The sequence below is a fragment of the Priestia sp. FSL P4-0332 genome (assembly GCF_038005845.1).
Taxonomy (GTDB): Bacteria; Bacillota; Bacilli; order Bacillales; family Bacillaceae_H; genus Priestia.
Map to the genome: position 1 here is coordinate 2,742,338 of NZ_JBBOUA010000001.1, position 19,828 is coordinate 2,762,165.

Annotated in this window: 21 protein-coding genes and 1 other annotated feature; of the genes, 5 read left to right on the forward strand and 16 right to left on the reverse strand. The window is 40.4% G+C overall.

From position 1 onward, the window contains the following. Positions 1 to 83 precede the first annotated feature (83 nt). Positions 84 to 320: a hypothetical protein gene (locus tag MKY06_RS13925; RefSeq protein ID WP_063671810.1), complete on the forward strand. Its 237-nt coding sequence runs from the start codon at positions 84 to 86 to the stop codon at positions 318 to 320. A 29-nt stretch (positions 321 to 349) separates the two neighbouring features. On the opposite strand, the gene MKY06_RS13930 is transcribed toward MKY06_RS13925, so the two are convergent. Both MKY06_RS13930 and MKY06_RS13935 read right to left on the reverse strand, forming a co-directional pair. Next, positions 350 to 622 carry a hypothetical protein gene (locus tag MKY06_RS13930; protein WP_098238826.1) on the reverse strand — a complete coding sequence of 91 codons (273 nt, stop codon included), beginning with the start codon at positions 620 to 622 and terminating at the stop codon, positions 350 to 352. A gap of 142 nt (positions 623 to 764) precedes the next feature. Beyond that, positions 765 to 962 (reverse strand): hypothetical protein, encoded by a 198-nt coding sequence (locus MKY06_RS13935; protein ID WP_098277969.1) that lies wholly within the window; start codon positions 960 to 962, stop codon positions 765 to 767. Between the two features lie 307 nt (positions 963 to 1,269). On the opposite strand from MKY06_RS13935, the gene MKY06_RS13940 reads away from it, so the two are divergent. Beyond that, positions 1,270 to 2,052 carry an SDR family oxidoreductase gene (locus tag MKY06_RS13940; RefSeq protein ID WP_013057413.1) on the forward strand — a complete coding sequence of 261 codons (783 nt, stop codon included), beginning with the start codon at positions 1,270 to 1,272 and terminating at the stop codon, positions 2,050 to 2,052. A 22-nt stretch (positions 2,053 to 2,074) separates the two neighbouring features. Here MKY06_RS13940 and MKY06_RS13945 read toward each other — a convergent pair whose 3' ends face one another. From MKY06_RS13945 to MKY06_RS13960, 4 genes are all read right to left on the reverse strand, one after another. After that, the gene (locus MKY06_RS13945; RefSeq protein WP_055992856.1) at positions 2,075 to 2,845 is read right to left on the reverse strand and encodes an SDR family oxidoreductase; all 771 of its coding nucleotides are present in this window, start codon (positions 2,843 to 2,845) and stop codon (positions 2,075 to 2,077) included. Positions 2,846 to 2,949: 104 nt separating this feature from the next. Beyond that, positions 2,950 to 3,912, reverse strand: a complete 963-nt coding sequence (locus MKY06_RS13950; protein ID WP_098449232.1) for a quinone oxidoreductase family protein — start codon at positions 3,910 to 3,912, stop codon at positions 2,950 to 2,952. Between the two features lie 119 nt (positions 3,913 to 4,031). After that, positions 4,032 to 5,546, reverse strand: coding sequence for an acetyl-CoA hydrolase/transferase family protein (locus MKY06_RS13955; protein WP_289914924.1), 1,515 nt, complete (start codon positions 5,544 to 5,546; stop codon positions 4,032 to 4,034). A gap of 132 nt (positions 5,547 to 5,678) precedes the next feature. Beyond that, positions 5,679 to 6,323: a LytTR family DNA-binding domain-containing protein gene (locus tag MKY06_RS13960; protein WP_289914927.1), complete on the reverse strand. Its 645-nt coding sequence runs from the start codon at positions 6,321 to 6,323 to the stop codon at positions 5,679 to 5,681. A 158-nt stretch (positions 6,324 to 6,481) separates the two neighbouring features. Between MKY06_RS13960 and MKY06_RS13965 the strand changes: the two genes are divergently transcribed. Next, positions 6,482 to 7,162 carry a YetF domain-containing protein gene (locus MKY06_RS13965; protein WP_098322375.1) on the forward strand — a complete coding sequence of 227 codons (681 nt, stop codon included), beginning with the start codon at positions 6,482 to 6,484 and terminating at the stop codon, positions 7,160 to 7,162. A gap of 33 nt (positions 7,163 to 7,195) precedes the next feature. On the opposite strand, the gene MKY06_RS13970 is transcribed toward MKY06_RS13965, so the two are convergent. The 5 genes from MKY06_RS13970 to MKY06_RS13990 form a co-directional block, all read right to left on the reverse strand. Beyond that, positions 7,196 to 8,683: a DHA2 family efflux MFS transporter permease subunit gene (locus MKY06_RS13970; RefSeq protein WP_098277972.1), complete on the reverse strand. Its 1,488-nt coding sequence runs from the start codon at positions 8,681 to 8,683 to the stop codon at positions 7,196 to 7,198. Positions 8,684 to 8,963: 280 nt separating this feature from the next. Continuing rightward, positions 8,964 to 9,521, reverse strand: coding sequence for a 3D domain-containing protein (locus MKY06_RS13975; RefSeq protein WP_013057420.1), 558 nt, complete (start codon positions 9,519 to 9,521; stop codon positions 8,964 to 8,966). Between the two features lie 323 nt (positions 9,522 to 9,844). Then, positions 9,845 to 9,985 (reverse strand): hypothetical protein, encoded by a 141-nt coding sequence (locus MKY06_RS13980; RefSeq protein WP_176544059.1) that lies wholly within the window; start codon positions 9,983 to 9,985, stop codon positions 9,845 to 9,847. A 158-nt stretch (positions 9,986 to 10,143) separates the two neighbouring features. Continuing rightward, positions 10,144 to 11,028: a superoxide dismutase gene (locus tag MKY06_RS13985; protein WP_029322263.1), complete on the reverse strand. Its 885-nt coding sequence runs from the start codon at positions 11,026 to 11,028 to the stop codon at positions 10,144 to 10,146. A 140-nt stretch (positions 11,029 to 11,168) separates the two neighbouring features. Next, positions 11,169 to 11,999, reverse strand: a complete 831-nt coding sequence (locus MKY06_RS13990; protein ID WP_098277973.1) for a glycosyl transferase family 2 — start codon at positions 11,997 to 11,999, stop codon at positions 11,169 to 11,171. Between the two features lie 230 nt (positions 12,000 to 12,229). Between MKY06_RS13990 and MKY06_RS13995 the strand changes: the two genes are divergently transcribed. Further along, the gene (locus MKY06_RS13995) at positions 12,230 to 12,895 is read left to right on the forward strand and encodes a cupin domain-containing protein (protein ID WP_013057424.1); all 666 of its coding nucleotides are present in this window, start codon (positions 12,230 to 12,232) and stop codon (positions 12,893 to 12,895) included. 54 nt (positions 12,896 to 12,949) lie between these two features. Here MKY06_RS13995 and MKY06_RS14000 read toward each other — a convergent pair whose 3' ends face one another. From MKY06_RS14000 to MKY06_RS14010, 3 genes are all read right to left on the reverse strand, one after another. Further along, positions 12,950 to 13,183, reverse strand: a complete 234-nt coding sequence (locus MKY06_RS14000; protein WP_013057425.1) for a hypothetical protein — start codon at positions 13,181 to 13,183, stop codon at positions 12,950 to 12,952. Between the two features lie 64 nt (positions 13,184 to 13,247). Further along, entirely contained in the window at positions 13,248 to 13,832 is a 585-nt protein-coding gene (locus MKY06_RS14005; protein WP_098277974.1) for a hypothetical protein, read from the reverse strand. An 84-nt stretch (positions 13,833 to 13,916) separates the two neighbouring features. Beyond that, complete coding sequence (locus tag MKY06_RS14010; RefSeq protein ID WP_098277975.1) at positions 13,917 to 14,624, reverse strand: Type 1 glutamine amidotransferase-like domain-containing protein; 708 nt, start codon at positions 14,622 to 14,624, stop codon at positions 13,917 to 13,919. Between the two features lie 108 nt (positions 14,625 to 14,732). Between MKY06_RS14010 and MKY06_RS14015 the strand changes: the two genes are divergently transcribed. Further along, entirely contained in the window at positions 14,733 to 15,236 is a 504-nt protein-coding gene (locus MKY06_RS14015; RefSeq protein ID WP_057273344.1) for an immunoglobulin-like domain-containing protein, read from the forward strand. A 42-nt stretch (positions 15,237 to 15,278) separates the two neighbouring features. Here the strand turns inward: MKY06_RS14015 and ileS are convergent, their stop codons facing one another. Both ileS and MKY06_RS14025 read right to left on the reverse strand, forming a co-directional pair. Further along, positions 15,279 to 18,377 (reverse strand): isoleucine--tRNA ligase, encoded by a 3,099-nt coding sequence (gene ileS / locus MKY06_RS14020; RefSeq protein WP_289914944.1) that lies wholly within the window; start codon positions 18,375 to 18,377, stop codon positions 15,279 to 15,281. A 52-nt stretch (positions 18,378 to 18,429) separates the two neighbouring features. Next, positions 18,430 to 18,672 (reverse strand) — a binding site (T-box leader). A gap of 89 nt (positions 18,673 to 18,761) precedes the next feature. Further along, positions 18,762 to 19,748, reverse strand: coding sequence for a GIY-YIG nuclease family protein (locus MKY06_RS14025; RefSeq protein WP_098277977.1), 987 nt, complete (start codon positions 19,746 to 19,748; stop codon positions 18,762 to 18,764). Between the last annotated feature and the right edge of the window lie 80 nt (positions 19,749 to 19,828).

Here is a 19,828-nt window from a genome sequence, read left to right on the forward strand (position 1 = left end):
AAAATGTAATCGCTCCCTTTTTCATGAATGTACACCGTGCTGAATACGTTTAGTTATGTACACTCAAACGGGAGGGATTTAATATGTTAACACTCGAAATTTCAAAGCAAATCGTTAAAAACGTCTACCCTATTGTCTTATCGAATCGCAGTAAAATCTTTCAAGAGGAAGTGAGCGTCGCCGCTTTGCAAGACTACTTTGGTCTTGATCATGCCTTTAGCGTGTATGCAGCTGCCACCATTATTTATCAGCTAGAAGCCGACGGGTATGTATCCAAACCTCTGAAGCGCCATGAATACAAGCGAATTTTGCTCAAATAAAAACAAGCATCCCCGCAAGGATGCTTGTCTTATTTATAGCTATACCTGTCGAATAACTGCTCGACTCTTTTGTGGTAATCGGCAAGGTAGTCAGAAAGCTCAGTTTCACTCAATTTATTTGCCTGTTCCTCAAATAGTGACAGCAGCGAAATTTTAATCATTGCCTTTTCCGTTTCCGAGCGATTTTCATTTCGCAAATCTTTTCTTAAATTCCACAGGCTTTGCTCCATTTCATGCTTTAATTGTTCTAGTGAGTGTGTTTCTTCAGATCCGGCACGAATGTCTTTTTTAAATCCACTCATCTTATCACTCCTCGCATTTGCACCTGCTAGATAGTATCTAATGTATACTATACCATAAATAACTATACGAGGCTTAAGCATGCCTTTTAAGCAATTGGTCACAAAATAAAAAACATCTCTTTGGATGTCTTTATGTTACCTTTTATCTTACTTCGTCTTCTTCACCTTTTACATATTTAAAAAATGAATCAATCATTTCGTTTAAAAAATCATTGCGATCTTCAAAATTCATAATTTCTAAAAATTCCACAATATCCTTATCTAAGCTAACAGAAGCGGGAACATAAGCAGCCGCTTCCCTTCTTTGCGGGAATGGAATCACATTATTTTTCTTCTTCATAAAACACCGTCCTTTTTCTGTGCTTTACTAGTGTAAGCTTTCAAGGAACGATTTGCAAGTCCCTCTGATGTAAAATTTTATATAAACATTCTTCTGAAAAGACAGGGTATATCTTTAGCTACTCAAGTAGGATCATTTGACATTAGCTTTTCCATGTTCTGGCGTCATATTAATAATTCGCCGCTGTTTTCTCTTTTCCTTTTGGCATCTTTCAGCAAACTTAAACACAAATATTTTAAAAGAGGTTTTTATTTCCTTCGTATAGGCTAAAGAAAGGAAACAACATTTTTATATGGAGGGGTTACAAATGATTGCATTAACTGGGAAAGTTGCGCTTGTGACGGGAGCGGCGTCTGGAATTGGACGTGCTTCAGCCATTACATTAGCTGAACAAGGAGCGCGCGTTGCTCTTTTAGATTTAGAGGAAGAAAAATTACAAGAAGTAAAAGAGACCATCATGTCGAGCGGCGGAGAGTGTATAGCCATTAAAACAGACGTATCTGACTCTGAAAGTATAAAAGAGAGTATCGAAACGATCAGCAGCTTATGGAGTCAATTACATATTGTTTCTATTAACGCAGGCATCAACGGTACGTTCTCTTCTATTGAAGAACTATCACCAGAAGATTGGACAAAAACAATTGATACAAATTTAACAAGTACTTTTTTAACCGTAAAGCATTCTATTCCTTATTTGAAAGCTCAGGGAGGAAGCATTATTATTACTAGCTCGATTAACGGCAACCGTACATTTTCAAATATCGGCATGAGCGCATACAGTTCCTCAAAGGCTGGCCAAATGGCTTTCGGCAAAATGGCAGCTCTTGAACTTTCTACATACGGAATACGGGTAAACGTCATTTGTCCAGGAGCAGTTGATACAAATATTGAAAGCAATACATTCCGTCAAGAAGACAAATTAAAAGAAGTCGCGATTCCAATTGAATATCCAAATGGCAATCAGCCGCTTGCTAAACGCTCGGCTAAGCCCGAAGAAGTAGCAGATTTAATCTTCTTTTTAGCTTCTGACGCGTCCAAACATATTACCGGAAGTGAAATGTTTATTGATGGCGGAGAATCACTGCTGTAACGTACAAGCCCCTGCATCAACGTCAGGGGCTTGTTTTTTTACTTTTATGAAAAACGTTTACTCCACCCGAAGCGGATATAATGCTGCCTGTAATCATATCTGAGTTTTCATCACAAAGAAACTCAATAATACGCGCAATGTCTTCTCCTGTCCCTGATCGACCGACAGGCGTTTCCTTGTCTTCTAGTAATCTTGCTGTTATGATATCATTTTCTTTCATGTCTCCCACAATATCTCCGGGACAGACCATATTGGCCGTAATCCCGTATTCGGCTACTTCTAGAGCAAGCGATTTGGTCAGAGAAGCTAGCCCTGACTTAGCGGCACTAAAAGCCGCACGGTACATCCATCCAGGGGTATGCTCTACATCTTGAAAACCGTATGTAATAACCCTTCCAAACTGCTGTTTTTTCATTATAGGAACAACAGCTTTTACAAAATGAAAAACGGAGCTTAAATTCCCTTCCAGCATTTCATACCATTCACTGTCTGTGTACTCTATTAATTTTTTTCTTTCAAATACATACGGACCTGCATTATTAATTAAAACATCAATACGTCCAAATTGCTCCATAGCCTGCGCAACGACATGTTCAATATCTGCTTTATTCGTTATATCTCCTTCTACAAACTGTACGTTGTCTTTATATTGATGCCATTCTTCTTGCAGTTCTCGCACTTTATTTTTATCACTTCGAAAATGGACGGTAACGGAATACTGCTTTTTTAAAAACTGTTCTGTTACCTTCTTGCCAATACCTTTATGACCCGCTGTAATCAATGCATGTTTCATCTACCTTCACCTCTTTCACTCTACTTATCTACTATATATATTAGACAGTTCCTTAGTTTCTCCTTTACTAACAGAAAAAAGCCCTTGACTAAAGGGCTTTTCTTTTACGGTCTTAACAAAATTTTCCCTGTACTTTTCCGGCTTTCAAGCAGCTCATGTGCTTTTGCTCCGTCTTTTAAATCAAACACCACGGGATCGGTTAGCACAAGCTGACCTTTACTGATCCACTCAAACAGCTGCTGTGAACGTACTTTACGTTCTTCATATGACACAAGCACGTTCCATAAGTCTCCGCCTGTAAGCGTTTTAGAGGTATCCATCAGCATACGCGGGTCGACCGGGGCCGGATCGCCTCCTGCCATTCCGTAAAATACCACGGTTCCGCCTGTTTTTACGGCTTCAAAGCTTTTTTCTAGCGTAACTCCTACAGATTCGTAGGCAACATCTGCGCCTCGCTTCGTTACTTCTTTCACTTGTTCCACCCAGTTATCTTCGTATAAAAAGACATAGTCAGCGCCTGCTTGAGCCGCTGCTTTTGCTTTTTCAGAAGATGACGTTAAGCCAATGACTTGTCCGCCTAATAGCTTGACAATTTGAACTAAAAGCTGACCTACGCCTCCAGCAGCTGCGTGAACAAGCACATAATCGCCAGGCTGAATGCCGTAGCTGTCTTGTGTTAAATAGTGCGCCGTTAACCCTTGTAAAAGCACAGAAGCAGCTGCATCAAACGAAATATCATCGGGTACCGCAATGATTTTATCCTGTGGCACGGCAACAAGCTCTGCATTTGCAAAAGGGACGTCAGCAAACGCAATACGGTCTCCTACGTTAACGTGACTTACTTCTGCTCCTACTTCTTCTACCACACCTGCTCCTTCATATCCTAAAATATACGGAGGTGTACCCGTTAAGTGGTAGTTCCCTTTTCTTCGGTACACATCAGCAAAATTAAGTCCAATTGCTTTTGTTCTTACTAGTACGTCTGTTGGACCAATAGAGGGGTTCGGTATATCTTGATAGTGAAGAACGTCAGGTCCTCCAAACCTTTCAAATACTAATGCTTTCATATATAAGTTACCTCGTTTTCTTTATGTATTCCCTTTCATCGTAATTCAAAGAGATAACAAACACAAGTTTCTGACTCAGCAGAAACACGCTTTATCTCGTCATGAGACAAAGCGTTCTTTTACTTTGTTTGCTCTACAATTTTTCGCATCGTTCCATTTTTTTGATAAGACGTATGAAAAGAAAAGGCTTTTTCAAGAACGTGCGGTGTTTGTCCGCCTCGCGTGAGCGCTTCTTCGTAATACGCCATAAGCTGGTCGCGGTACATTGGATGGGCACAATTTTCAATGATGCGTTTTGCTCGTTCTCTTGGGGCGAGTCCGCGCAAGTCTGCGTATCCTTGCTCTGTTACAATTACATCCACATCGTGTTCAGTATGATCAACGTGCGAAACAAATGGCACTATACTTGAAATATCGCCGTTTTTAGCAATTGATTTTGTTACAAAAATACCAAGGCGCGCATTTCGGGCAAAATCCCCTGAACCTCCGATTCCGTTCATCATTTTTGTTCCCATCACATGCGTTGAATTAACGTTTCCGTAAATGTCTAGTTCTAGCGCAGTATTAATTGAAATCAGTCCTAAGCGACGAATGATTTCGGGATGGTTTGAAATTTCCTGCGGACGAAGAATCAGTTTACCTCGATAGGCTTCAAAATTAGAGAAAACTTGTTTCATTTTATCCGCTGAAAGCGTAATTGAGCAGCAGGAAGCAAACGTAACTTTTCCTGCGTCAAATAAATCAAACACGGCGTCCTGCAATACTTCTGAATACACCTCTAAATCATGAAACTCTGAATCTAACAAACCGTGGAAAACGGCATTTGCCACAGATCCAATTCCAGATTGTAAAGGAGCAAGCGATTCAGTTAATCGCCCTTCTTTAATTTCTTCACGTAAAAATGAAATCAAATTTTGAGCCATCACAACCGTTTCTTCGTCAGGTGCTACAATCGTAGACGGTGAATCTAGCTGATTTGTAAATACAATGCCCTTTACTTTATCTAAATCAATTGGTATGCCTAACGAACCAATCCGGTCATCAGATTTTTTCAAAGGAATTGCATCTCGCTGTCCTTGAACGCCCGGATCATACAGGTCGTGAATGCCTTCTAACAGCTCTGGCTGCGCTGTGTTAATTTCAATAATAATAGATTTTGCATGCTCGGCAAATACCATCGAATTGCCAATTGACGTTGTTGGAATCATCATTCCGTCATCCGTGATAGAAACCGCTTCCAAAATAGCGAAATCTATTGAATCTAACACGCCTGAACGCACCCATTCAGAAGTATGCGATAAATGTTGGTCAATAAACTGAAATTCACCTTCATTAATTTTTTTACGCATCGTGGGGTCCGCTTGAAATGGAAGGCGTTTGTTTAACATGCCTTTTTCTGCAAATAGCTTATCCACATCTGACCCAAGTGAAGCACCGGTATACACGCTTACTTTTATCGGTTCTGTTTCCGCTCGTTTCGCTAGCGCAAACGGTACAGCTTTGACATCCCCCGCGCGTGTAAAACCGCTTAGACCAAGAGTCATTCCATCTTGAATCCAAGACGCTGCTTCTTCAGCAGAGACAACGCGATTCTTTAGTGCTTCATGCTTAATTCGACTGCAAACGTTTTCCAATCTGTTCACTCCTTGTTTTTGCTCTTTTTTACCATTTTACTGTAAAAAGAGCGTTCACAAGAGTTTTTGGAATGAAATGGACAAAAATAGCGATAAAACAGCATATTTGATGATAATTAAGCAAAATGACGGTTAAAACCCAAGTAGCTTTCGAAAATAGCTGGCGTACGACTGACTGACCGGAATTTTTTCTCCGTTGCTCATCACTAATAAAAAAGTTGAATGTGTATCAGGATAAATTTCTTGAATTTGCGTCACATTGACGATAAAGGAACGATGACAGCGCACAAACTCTTCTTTTGGAAGCACATAATCAAATTCATTTAACGTGTATTTATGCGTACCCGTATACTTCTGTGCGTACACATATGTTTTTCGGTCACGCGCTTCTACGTAGATGATTTTTGAGAAAGGAACCTGTATCCATCCCTCGTTCACCTTTAACGTCACAACTGACTTTCCGCTCGTTAACGCGGGAAAAATCGCCGTCACGCACCCTTGAACCTCTCCTTCATCTAAGAAAGGTACGGCCATGCCGTAGTAAGGCGTGCCAAACACGTCTCGGTGAATAAATTCCGATACTTTTTGCTTTCGTTCTAATGCTTTATATGTAATCGTTCCTTTTTTAATTTGATCTCCAGGGCTAATTTTTAAATTAATTCGTTTACTTGCCCGGTAATACACGTACGTTTCTAGATCTGAAACGGCAATCGACGCTTCATCAGAGAACAATTCGCTGATAACGTCTAATAATGCTGGAGCTTTAAATGGTTTCATCTTTTCACCTTCTTTTGTCTAGTCAAACACGCTGCTTCTTTATTGTAGCGCAAAAGCAAAAGCGAGTGGGAAAGAAGCATGGAATTTATCTTTTGAACTGCATAAAATTTCTATTTTTTCACAACATAAAACAATGAAATGAAGGAAGGGTGAAATGTATGGGCTATGCTGAATCGACGTTTCGAATCGCCTGTTCATTTTTTGTGCTGCTTCTTTTAACGCGGCTCATGGGAAAAACAGAAATCAGCCAGTTAAATGTATTTACATTTATTACGGCAATTACGATTGGTAATATCGCTTCTTCCCTCTCCACTGATGAGCGAGTAGAGATTGATAAAGGGGTTTATTCACTGCTAGGTTGGACATTTTTAACGATCGCTATGGGCTATATTGGAATGAAATCGAAAAAAGCACGGCGTCTTATTACCGGCGAACCCAAAATTGTGATTAAGCAAGGAAAAGTGATGGAAAAGGCATTAAAACAAGTACGGCTAGATATTGAATCTCTTTTAGGCATGCTGAGGCAGCAAAACGTATTTTCCATAAAAGATGTAGAATACGCCATATTAGAAATCAACGGAAACCTTTCCGTTATGCAAAAACAAGATAAAAAGCCGAACTCGTGGTCAAAAACGCTTTTATTTCCCACTTCAATAGGCGTTATTTACGACGGAAAAGCGAATGAAGATGCGTTGAAGGACCTGCATTTAGATAACAATTGGCTTCATAAGCAGATTGAAAAAGCTGGAGTCAAATCAATTGATGAAGTGTTTTATGCTGAAGTTCAGTCAGACGGATCCCTTTATATTGACTATAAAAAAGACAAATTTAACTCATAAAAAAAATCCGTACCAAAAGGCACGGATTTTTTATTAGCTTGCTTTTTTTACACGATTTGTAATGGTATCTTCTTTTGGTGATGTTTTGCGAATAAAGAAGGCTAAAACAAACGCGATCACACTTAAAATCGTTGCGATCATAAACGCATCGTTAATGCCCATTGCCGTACCTTGATTCACAGCTACAGCCATACTGCCTTTATCTGTCGGCAAAATTTGTTGATTCATTACGATGTTTTTCACATGTTTTTCACCTTGATTCATCATAATGGAGACAAAGAACGCCATTCCTACAGCTCCAGCAACCATTCGAAGCGTATTAACCATCGCTGTGCCGTATTTATTTAAGCTAAGCGCAAGTTCATTTAACCCTGCTGTAAAGATTGGCATCATGAGCAGCGACATACCAAACATACGAACAGTATAAACAATCATTACATACATAAATGTTGTTGTCGTTTCAAGTTTTGTTAATTCATATGTTGTCACAACGGTAATTGCTAAACCAATAACAGCAAGCCATCTTGCGCCGAACTTATCAAACAGCCGGCCTGTAATCGGAGACATAATCCCCATTACAATTCCTCCTGGCAGTAACAGCAGGCCTGAAAGAAACGGTGAAAAACCGCGTACGTTTTGCATATAAATCGGCATTAAAATCATACCTGAAAACATTGCCATTGTCACAATAACGTTAATGATTGTTGTTAAAGTGAACATACGGTAACGGAAAATACGGAATTCAAGAAGCGGCTGATCGATTTTTAACTGACGGAAAATAAAGAACAGAATTGAAATACCGCCTACAATGAACATGGCTAATACTTCAGTGCTGGTCCAGCCCTTTGTACCGCCCGTAGCGAACGCATACAGCAAGCCGCCAAATCCAATTGTTGATAAAATAACGCCAAGCACGTCTAGCTTAGGTCGGCTTGTTTCTGTCACGTTTTTCACTAAAATAATCGCCGCAATTACGTTAATAAGTGCAATTGGAAACATCATAAAGAATAAAACGCGCCATGAGTAGTGCTCAACTATTAAACCAGAAAGCGTCGGACCTACTGCCGGTGCGAAGTTCATCGCTACACCAAAAATTCCCATCGCAAAGCCGCGTCGGTCAGGTGGGAATAATGTAAAGATAACGTTGGTAATTAACGGAAATAAAATCCCTGCTCCTGCTGCTTGCACGACGCGTCCCACTAAAATAACGGAAAATGTCGGTGCAATACCGCAAAGCAGTGTTCCTACTGTAAACAGACCCATTGCTGTAATATACAGCTGCCTTGTAGTAAATCGATTCATTAAAAATGCTGTAATTGGAATAACAATTCCGTTTACTAACATAAAGATGGTTGTTAACCAGTTGCCCGTAGCCGCCGTTACATGGAAATGATCCATCATTTGCGGAAGCGCAATGTTAATCAGCGTTTGATTTAAAAAAGCGACGAGCGCTCCCATTATCATTACGCCAAAAATAGACCGAGTTCGGGCTTGATCGGACTGTTGTGTTTGTGTATTCATTTTAACAAGACCTTTCCCTTTAAAATTATCTGTATGTAAAATCTTCAGATGACAAACAGGTTAAGAATATATTTTATGTGTTCATTCTATTAATTTATGTCACGAATATTTAATGAACTTAATTATATACCGAATAAATATATCTGTTTCCGAAATATTTGTCAACAAATATGATCATTTTCGTAAAACTTTTCCATCAGTATATATAAAGTAGCATGCCCTTTAATGAAGAAAAAAATGAGAGCCCTTCAACGAAGGCTCTCATTTCCTTAAGAAATACTTATTTTAAGATTTGAACTTTTACTGTTTTTCTTCCCCATTTTAACGCTTCTTTTTGAGAAGGAAGAAGAACGTCAATTTTATTTCCTTTAATCGCACCGCCCGTATCAGCTGCGATTGCCGTGCCGTAACCTTCTACGTATACTTTTGAACCAAGTTTAATCACTTTTGGATCGACAGAAATCACTTTTTGATTTGGATTCTTTTTCAAGTCAATTCCAATCGCTGTTTTTCCGCTGCAGCCTTTGCAGTTCGCTGTGTACGCTGTTGCTGTTACTTTAAATTCTTTCACAACGTTTGAAGACTTCGCAGGCGCTGCTTTAGCAGGCGTGCTTGATTTTGCTTGAGATACTTTTAATACTTGTTTTGGATGAATGCTGTCTGACTTTAAGTTATTCCACTGTTTCAGCTGACTAACCGATACTTTATATGTCTTTGCAATTTTGTATAGCGAATCTCCGCTTTTTACTGTATATGTATTTGTTGCAGCTGATGCACCACTTGCCACTCCGAACAGTGACATTAGAACTAAACTGAACGTAATCATTGTCTTTTTCATTTAATTGATTTCCCCTTTATCTACCAATACATAAAAAATAACACATTAATATTACAGTTATATTTCAGTAACATGTCAATAGTTTGATAGTTTAGTTACAGTAAAAATAAAGATTCTTCCTTTTAAACTAGTAAATTAATCACCTTCACACTTTAAAAACATACATATTTAGGCATATAACGGGGGTTTTACACACATTTATACGTAATTGTTTCATTTGTAACATTCAACTGGTTCTAGAGGCTTATGCTTTATTTTAAATTGATTATTTAGAACATAGTTTATTTAAAAATAAAAAAATGAAATAAAGGATCTAATATAAATCACTTTTTACACCGCTGCTGATTTCCGTGCAAGACTTTGCTTTCCGCGGGCGGGCGATGAGCCTCCTCGTCGCTTACGCTCCTGCGGGTCTCATCTGTTCCGTTATTCCCGCAGGAATCTTCGTCTTGCCCTCCAATCAACAGCTAGAAGCCACTACATACATGATTGTCATAACAATGAAAAAATCCGAACGAGTTTGATTCTCAATCAAGAATCAAACTCGTTCGGATTTTACTTCAATTAAAATACTGTGGTCCCAGCTTCTTTTATCTTTAAATTATAATGGTTACACTAATTTTCAATATGGCTGCCACTGAAGCATTTTAGCTGCCTCAAACCTTTTTTCTACATTCGGCCAGTAAATTATTTTCCACCAGTTGTCAACGTACGGATCACGTTCATTTTTGTACTGCAAATAATAAGCGTGTTCCCATACGTCTAATACAAGCAGCGGAATGGTGTCCCACTGCGTAAGCAGCTGATGACGCTCCGCTTGCAGAACTTCGAGCTTGCGCGAACGCGGGGACCATACTAAAATTGCCCACCCCACACCTTCTACTTTTTTAGCAGCTTGAGAAAAGTGCATCATAAATTTCTCATAGCTGCCAAAGTCTTTTTGAAGCTGCTGCAACAGCTGTCGTCTCGGTCTTCCTCCTCCTTCTGGACTCATAATTTCCCAAAAGATTGTATGCAGATAATGACCAGATCCATGAAAAGCAGCTTCCCGTTCCCAGTGTTTTATGAGGTCAAAATTATTTGTGTTACGGGCTTGCTGCAGCATGAGCTCTGCTTTATTTAATCCATCGACATAGCTTTGGTGATGCTTGCTGTGATGAAGACGCATAATTTCCCGGTTAATATACGGCTCAAGAGCTGAATAGCTATAGCCAAGCGGCGGCAGCTCGTGTCGTCCCGGCGCTATAGATTCCCGCTCCCTGCCGTCATCTCCAAGTCGCTCTTTTAAAACTTTATCAATATGCCGCACCGCATTGTTGATTTCTTCTAACGTATATTCGTTAACATCTTCTTCACTTAAATATTCAAGAACGTCTTCTTGCGTGCGCGTGATATATGACGTTATATCTACTTCTGTAATGGCTTCTTCAAATACAGGGTCACACACTTGTTCAAGCCAGGTCTGAACTTCCATCAAGTATCTTTTTCTCTCATCTTGATCGGCCATACTTCCCCTCCTTACACCTCATCTTCACTATCATATTCAAAAGAAAAAGCAACATAACTGCCTACTTGTATCTATTGAGTTAGAAAATTCGACATAAAAAAGGCAAAGGTTCCTTTACACTTGAACTCTTGCCTTTTTTCTTATATATTCTTTGCCATATTCACATAATCAATCGTTTCTTGCTTACTAACAGCCGCGTGCTTCAGCTTTGGATTGTAATAGAGCTCCACTTTTACATTATTTATTTCACAGTCGTCAGGCATATCCTGCATATCCGTTAAAAACGGCAGCAAGTGATTGTTCATATCATACTCGAACGCTCCGTTTTGCAAGTAATACACCTTTGGCACATAGTTAATATGGCGGAAAAACTTCACTACGTTGATTCGCTCACCGTATGAGACTATCACTTCCTCTTCAGTCAGGTCGGGATAAGATAAATTAAACACTTGTCGAACCGGCGTTTTCAGCCACTTTGTCAAGCACGTCTGCGGATTATTTACAAGCGCTTTTGCTCCTTTTACGTACCCCGCTAAAAACATTGACATAAATCCTCCGCCCGAAGAGCCGTAAAACAATACGTTAGACGAATTCATCTGCACTTTTTTCATGAATTTTTCAATTAAAACCGCAATGTCTTTTAAATAAAAACGGTCGCTTGTCCCTTGTCCCCACGCAAGCGACACTTTTCCTAAATAAAGCGTGGGGTCGTTGTAATAAATAATCGAATCTTCAAATTCATTCATCCACGAATGCCGCTGAAAATATGGAGGTCCTGCCGGCATTTCCTGACTTGCTCCTCCGCCTGAACCAAACACAAGCAAATGCGAAGACTCTTTTTTTAATCTGACTAAAAACTCAAACAGCACTCCGTTCCACTCGATCGCCACTAAAACAGGCTTATCAAATGGCAGCTGAAGTTCATCTATCTTATCATACGTACTATTTATTTTTTCATATTGATCAAGCAACAGCTCTGCAACTCACTTTCCTTAAAATGATACGTCATATGTGTCTGACATTGATCATGGTTCTGTGAAAAAAGAACCTGTCACAGTATATGAAAACCAGCGGACAAATGATTGTACACCTTATCCAAAAGAGGCCGTTGCCTACATCTTCCTGGGCTTCTGTCACGAAATAAAACTCTCCACATACGATACAGCATCATAAAAAATTCAAGGATAGGAGCTGGAGACCCTTGTCAACGTCCTATATGGATTATAATAATCCGAACGTACAATACTTCTCTGATGTAAATAAAAACAGACTTAATACGCGAAATGATCAAAATTACATTAACCGATTAGGCCGGGATGTGCTCAATACATTAGGAAACGTATCATTGCTCGATATTTACTTAAGCGAAAGCCGCGTGGTCGAACCGCACTATCATCAAAATGCCTCGGAGCTTGTCTACTGCATTTCAGGATCAGCCGTCGTTTCATTAATCAATCCGTTTAACAATGAAGTCACAAATATTCCAATTGCCCCAGGCCAAGTAGCCAACATCCCTCAAGGCTGGTGGCACTGGGAAATTGCGTCTGAAGACAATACGCATTTACTTGCCATTTTTGACGCTCCGTATCCGGAATACATTTTTGGATCGGATATTTTAAATAAGACGCCTATTGAAGTACTTGCTCATACGTACTGCTTAGATCCGGAGCAGCTAAAGAAAACGCTGGCTCCGTTAAAGAATCAAACTATCGTGATTGGACCAACGGACGAATGCGTAGAAAAAGGGCCTTACAAACAGAAAAAACAAGCAGGCTCCGCTAGCCACGAGACGCCTCCTTATAAGTATCCTCCGCCTCAGAATCCTTATTACTCCCCTCAAAACCCCTATCACTATCGATATTGGTAAAGACAAGAAAACCCCGCTGCCAATGCAACGGGGTTTCTTAACGAATACATAACATTATTGTTCTTCTATATACGTGCTATGAAAGGCTGCTTCAATATATGCAACTTGGAAATGATAATGTCCAATTAAATATTTCACAATGTCCACCTGGTCGATTTTGCCGGGCTTATCGACCATCGCTTCTTTTACCATTTCTTCGAATGTACCTTGATCAAACTGTTCTTCATGGACAACAATTGTCTCAGAGTACATTTCGTCTTGTCCTTCTGAAATGCGATAGTAATACAATTTTTTCACCTCGATTTATTCTAAATATATGTATACCCCTAACTGAAAACCTTCAAACATTTTTTCATCGTTCTTTTTCCACTTTATCATAGGCTGCAGCTTTTACTTTTACAAGCAGCCTTGTAACCCAGTACGCCACTAGCGTTATTCCTATATCAATAAGAAAAATATAAAACAAACTCATTCCTTTTCCTGAATCAATGAATTTAAAATGATGTTCAAGAGGCGCCAGTCCAAACGAAAAAACAGCGCTCAAAAGAATTGTATACAGATAAAAATTCTTTTGATGATTTGTACAATATTGATAAAGCAGCAGAAATCCTACCGGCAAAATAGAAGCCGTAATATTTGTTGCGTTCGGAAGCAGAGGCGTTAAGAAAAATGTATGCGTCAAATAACCGCTTCGTCCAAGTGCAATATCAATATATGCCCAAAGCATATGCACTGTGTAACCGAAGAAAAACACCTCAAAAATCCGCGTCCGGTCTACGGTAAAATACAACAACACAAGAGGAAGAACGAGCGAAGCAAGCACCACCCAAAACTGCCAGTTTCCAAAATCTGAATACTGATGCCAATACGACGATAATAACTCCTGCAGCTTATCGCTTTGTTCATGTATGTTTCCCCAGTATCGTTCATAACTCACTGAAGTAACCTCCTATATAGAGTCTCTGCTTATGTATGTACGAATAAGCTCCATTTTATACAGAGAAACACGGGAAGCGGCCATTTATTGCTTGCCATCACCTAAATACGTCACCGGGAGTTCATGCTCAATGACTTTACTTGCTTTTCGATTAACAGCATACGCTTTTGCTGTTGGTCTTGAGCTAACTGATGCGGATAGCTTCTCATCTTTAAAATGCAGCGCGACTCCATCATCTACAGCATAGCCTTCTTTCATTTCCCCGCTTGCAATTAATTCATGATACGAAGGTCTTCGATTGCTTTCTCCGTCATAGTGAGGACAGTTGCTTCCCGTTAAAAACCCTAAACAGTCGATTTTAGACAGTTTGTTGTTCATTGAATCGGTGACGCCTTCTTCAAACCAGCAAATTGAACCTGCGCTTATTCCTGCCAAAATAATTCCTTTTTTATAAGCTGCTTTTAAAATCGTATCCAGTCCCCATTCTTTCCATAAAAGAAGCATATTCCTTGTATTACCGCCGCCTACATACAAAATATCTTGCTGCAGTACATATGCTTTTAAATCTATAAAGTTTTGAGAAAACAGCGATAAATGAGACGGTGTGCATATTAACTTCTCAAACGCTTCATAAAACCTTTCTACATAATTATCCGCATCTCCGCTTGCTGTAGGGATAAAGCAGATCTTCGGTACATCCGTATGAGCTTGTGAAAGTATGTATTGATCCAGCAGCGGGTTATCCGGCTCCATTGAAAAGCCTCCGCCGCCCATGGCTATAACTTGTCTCATTCTAATCCGTCCTTTCAGAAAGGTAATATAAAAAATGTAAATTTATACTATTTCCAAAAGATAATTTTCCGTATAATGGAAGAGTGATAAAAAGGTGGTGTAAAGCTTTTGAAAATAGTACGAACCCTTTTACTAATACTAGGCATTTTTATTATCTTGTTTTGTATCTTCGGCTATATCGATTATAACGGTCAAAAAATGGAGCTGGGCACCAAACAAGAAAAAAACATTCCTTCTTCCATCAACACGGACGGAGGAACCATTACGCTATCTGCTGTCAGTAAAAAATACGATAAAACGCAGTTTGGCTTTTTTGTTATTCAAAACAATTCGACGCATACCTTAACAATTCCTTACGAAAATACGGCGGATCACTTAAAAGACGGCAAGTGGTACAAAGTTGTGCTAAACGGATTAGAGTTTCCTGATAAAACCGTCACGCTGAAGCCAGGGAAATCATTCAAACAAGATATCGCAACTCCTAACTACAAAGTAGGAAAATACCGTTTTGTTCAGCACTTTAAAGATGAAAATGGAAAAGAGTATGTATTAGCGACTCCTTTTGAAATTGTTTGGCCGAGTCTTAAGAACGTTCTCGGGCAGTTTGATTAAAGGTAAAAAAGCACTTACCCATTATGAGGTAAGTGCTTTTTATCAGTTCTGATTTAAAACGCGAAGTGTAACTTGCTTTGTTCCGACTTTTACCGTCTCTCCGTTTTTGATAGTTTCTTTCACACTGAGACTGTGCAGCAGAAGATTTTCTTGAAGCAGCGTTTCAAACTTCGCCACGGCTTCCTTCACTTCTTCGTCTCCACTAAGCTCCAAATCAATACGTAAATTCACGGGTAAGTCCAGCTTTTTACGATAATCTTGAACCGCTCGAATTACTTCGCGAGCGACCCCTTCCTGCACAAGTTCTTCGGTTAACGCCGTATCCAACACGGCGGTATACATGCCGTTCGATGCAACCGCAAAACCTTCTTTCGGAACTTTTTCAACGAGTACGTCAGCCGTTTCAAGCGTTAAGCTTTCTCCTGAACCAAGCGTAACACTTAGCTTGCCTTGTTCAACAAACTCTTTTCCTTGACCTTCTGAAAGGTTCTTTAATGCTTGATTGACCTCATTTACTCGTTTTCCAAACTTCGGTCCAGCCTGTTTAAAATCAAGTTTTAACACGTACGAAACAAGTTTGTCGTCGTCTTGCTCCACATTAAAGTTCTTCACATTAAGCTCATCTTTGATGACATCATGGTATGCTTCCCACTCTACATCTTCTTCCGTTACCACAAGCGAAAGACTTTGCAGAGGCTGCTTTACTTTTAACGAATGCGTATTTCGGATGCTTCGGCCTAGTTCAACTACTTGCAGTACCGCTGCCATTTCTTTTTCCAGCTTTTCATTCACTTTGGTTTGATCATACACAGGATAGTCTGCCAAATGAACGCTTTTTCCTGTCAGATTTTCATGAATATCATCCGCAACAAACGGCGTAAACGGCGCTAACAGCTGACTAAGCGTGACTAACACTTCATGAAGCGTATCGTAAGCCCCTGCTTTTTCTCCGTCCATCCCTTTTGACCAAAAGCGATCGCGAGAACGTCGTACATACCAGTTGCTTAGCTCTTCAATAAATGCCGCGATTTCACGAGCGGCGCTTGTAAACCCGTAATCTTCAAGATGTACTGTTGCTCGCTTAACCGTGCTGTGCAAACGTGAAAGAATCCACTCATCCAATTTTGTTTTTTTCAATTCATACGTTTGCTCGGGATTATAGCCGTCAAGCTTAGCGTACAGCACGTAAAAGCCGTACACGTTCACGAGTGTATCGATGACTTTTGACTTCGCTTCTTGCACAACGCGCTCTGAAAATTTCTTCGGATTCCAAGGCGCACTGTCTGCTAAAAGCGCCCATCTAAGCGCATCGGCACCAAATGTATGAATAAGATCAACAGGATCTAGCGCATTTCCTTTACTTTTAGACATCTTTTGACCGTTTTCATCTAACACATGCCCAAGAGACAAAACGCGCTTATAAGGTGCCTTTCCTGTAAACAGCGTTGAAACTGCCATCAAGCTGTAAAACCAGCCCCGCGTTTGATCAATTCCTTCTGCGATGACGTCTGCTGGAAACTGCTTTTGAAACAGCTCGTTGTTTTCAAACGGATAGTGATACTGCGCAAACGGCATCGAGCCGCTGTCAAACCAAACGTCAATTACTTCCGGCGTTCGCTTCATTTCTCCGCTGCAGACCGGACACGTTAGCTGCACGTCATCTACATAAGGCTTATGAAGTTCAATGCTGTCATCCACAGAATGAGACGCATGATTTTGCAGCTCTTTGATGCTTTTCGGGGCTACTTGATGCTGACATTTCCCGCATTCCCATACGTTCAGCGGTGTTCCCCAGTAGCGTTTTCTGCTGATGTTCCAGTCCACCATATTTTCTAAAAAGTTGCCAAAGCGGCCGTGCTTGATATGATCCGGGTACCACGTCACGCTTTCGTTGTTTTTCAAAAATTGTTCCTTTAACGCCGTCGTTTGGATAAACCAGCTTTCATTTGCGTAATAAAGAAGCGGCGAGTCGCATCTCCAGCAAAACGGATAGCTGTGCTCATGCTTTTCTTTATGATACAGCACGTCTTGATTCGCTAAATAGCGCACGATATCAACGTCGCAGTCTTTCACAAAACGTCCTTGAAACGGCGGCACTTCAGCCGTGTACTGTCCTTTTTCATCCACCACGTTCACAAACGAAAAGCCGTTTTCTTTTACCACTCTGTAATCATCTTCACCGTATGCAGGTGCTAAATGAACAACTCCTGTTCCGCTTTGATCCGTTACGTAATCAGCCGTCACCACTTCATGCCCTTTTTCCACTTTCACAAAATTAAACGGCGGCTCATACGACATCCCTTTTAACTCATTTCCTTTATGTTGAGATAAAACCGTATACTCTCCTTTTAACACTTTGTCTGCGAGCGCTTCTGCCACTATATACACGCTGCCGCCTTGCTCAGCGCGAACGTAGTTCATCTCTTCATGCACCGCAAGCGCCACGTTTGACGGCAGCGTCCAAGGTGTTGTCGTCCAGCCTAAAAAATATTCATCATCGCGGTTTTTCACTTTAAATTTCACCGTTACCGTTAAATCTTTTACATCTTTATACCCTTGCGCTACTTCATGCGAACTCAGCGACGTTTGACAGCTCGGGCAGTAGGGTGATACGCGGTGACCTTTATAAAGAAGTCCTTTGTCATGAATCGTACCAAGCACGTTCCATACGCTTTCAATGTATGAATTCTCCAAGGTGATGTAAGGGTCTTCCATATCAACCCAATAGCCAAGCTGCTCCGTGAACGTGCGCCACTGCTTTTCATACACAAACACACTTTCCTTACATTTGTTGATAAAAGCTTCTACGCCGTATTTTTCAATGTCATGCTTCCCAGATATCCCGAGCTGCTTCTCTACACCGAGCTCTACCGGCAGTCCGTGCGTATCCCAGCCTGCTTTTCGAATCACTTGATGCCCCGTCATCGTCTTATAACGAGCCACCACGTCTTTAATCGTCCGGCCTAGCGCGTGCCCAACGTGAGGCAAACCGTTGGCTGTCGGGGGCCCTTCATAAAATACAAACGAAGGATGCCCTTCTCGGTTTTGAACCGACTGCTGAAACACATTTCCTTTTTGCCACTGCTGCTGGATACGCTGTTCGCGCTCTTGCGAAGACTCCCTTACATTCACTTCTTTCATGTGATACCACTCCTTTTAAAGTTAAAAGCACACAAAGAAACCCGTCCCTATGACTAGGGACGGGTTTTAAACCGCGGTACCACCCTGGCTTCTATTGATCCGTTCATCAATAGCACTCAGCAACGTACAATCATACGCGTTCTTTTTAACGGTAGACTACCGTTCAAACTTACTTATCGTTCAGTTTGACTTCTCAGAGAGGATATTCCCCTGCAGCTTGAACACCGGCTTTCAGCTATCACCGGCTCTCTGTGGAACAAACTTGCAGCGTACTGATTCTCTTCAACGAATTTGTGTGCTTTTATTAGTAGCTATTGTATGCGTTTTGGAAGGGAATGTCAATGTTTTGAAATACTTATTGAGATCAAAAGGTTTAGATCTAGGTTATTTTGTTTCTGCACTTAACATTTGATCGATTTTATTACGCGCTGTTATCCCGTTCTTATCTTTCCATTCAGAAGTTCCACTGCTTCTTCGCTGTGTCACAAACACTGCCGCAGCTGAGATAGAAGAAAAAATTTGATCTTGTACCAGCACGTATCTACCATCTTTTATTTCTAATACACCGTTTGCTAAGAAAGTATTAATATGGTCTTGCTGCCTTTTAAGTTTAGCTCCTTCTAGCTGCTGTTCGCTCGCAAGCAAAGCTCCTTTATAGACAAGAAATCCATCGCTAACATATTTCCCCGTCGCATACGCATCTCGGCGTTTACAATATAGAACGTCCTCTACTATTACTGACTTTATATCTTTTGACAAATGTGTCTCAACTTGAATAACCTTTTCTATCGGTTGCTCTGTTTCAATTTTTGGTATGTTACCAGACTGTACAGCTCCGCTTTCATATTCTATTCCATTTGAAGCATCCGCAAAAATTGAAAAGCCTAATCCACCAAGTAAAACTTTAATAACATTAAAAATATCTGTCAGGTCATCTCGTCTAAACTCACGTACAAACGGCTTTGTCGGAACGGTTTGATTAATATCATATGTACCAGAGCGCATGGCTGCTAGATAAGAAATATGTTCTAAGTATTTTACATCAACTTTATCTAATTGATCTTGAGAGGCATTAGACACAATTAACACGGCCACATCCCAAAAACTTTTACCTGTTGATGGACTAGCATGCTGTCTTAAACGTTCATATCCCACTTCTGCCTCTCCAATATATGCCTCTTTATCTTCTCCAAATAAAAAATAAATGCCGGGCTTTTCTACTTCGCTTTCACCCTTTAAATCTTTCAAACTATTTCTGGGAATGAATACAGCCTGTATTGTTGTATTCGGCACCTCAGATACTTTAATCCCGTTTGGATCATCATCGTAAAACCAAGCCTGTATTCGTTTCGCGCCGCTTTTTCGTAGCATCTTTCTTCCTCCGTTTATATCTTCTTGAGCGTATTTTAACTGACATTACAATATGTAAATCACTTCCTAATTATAGACGC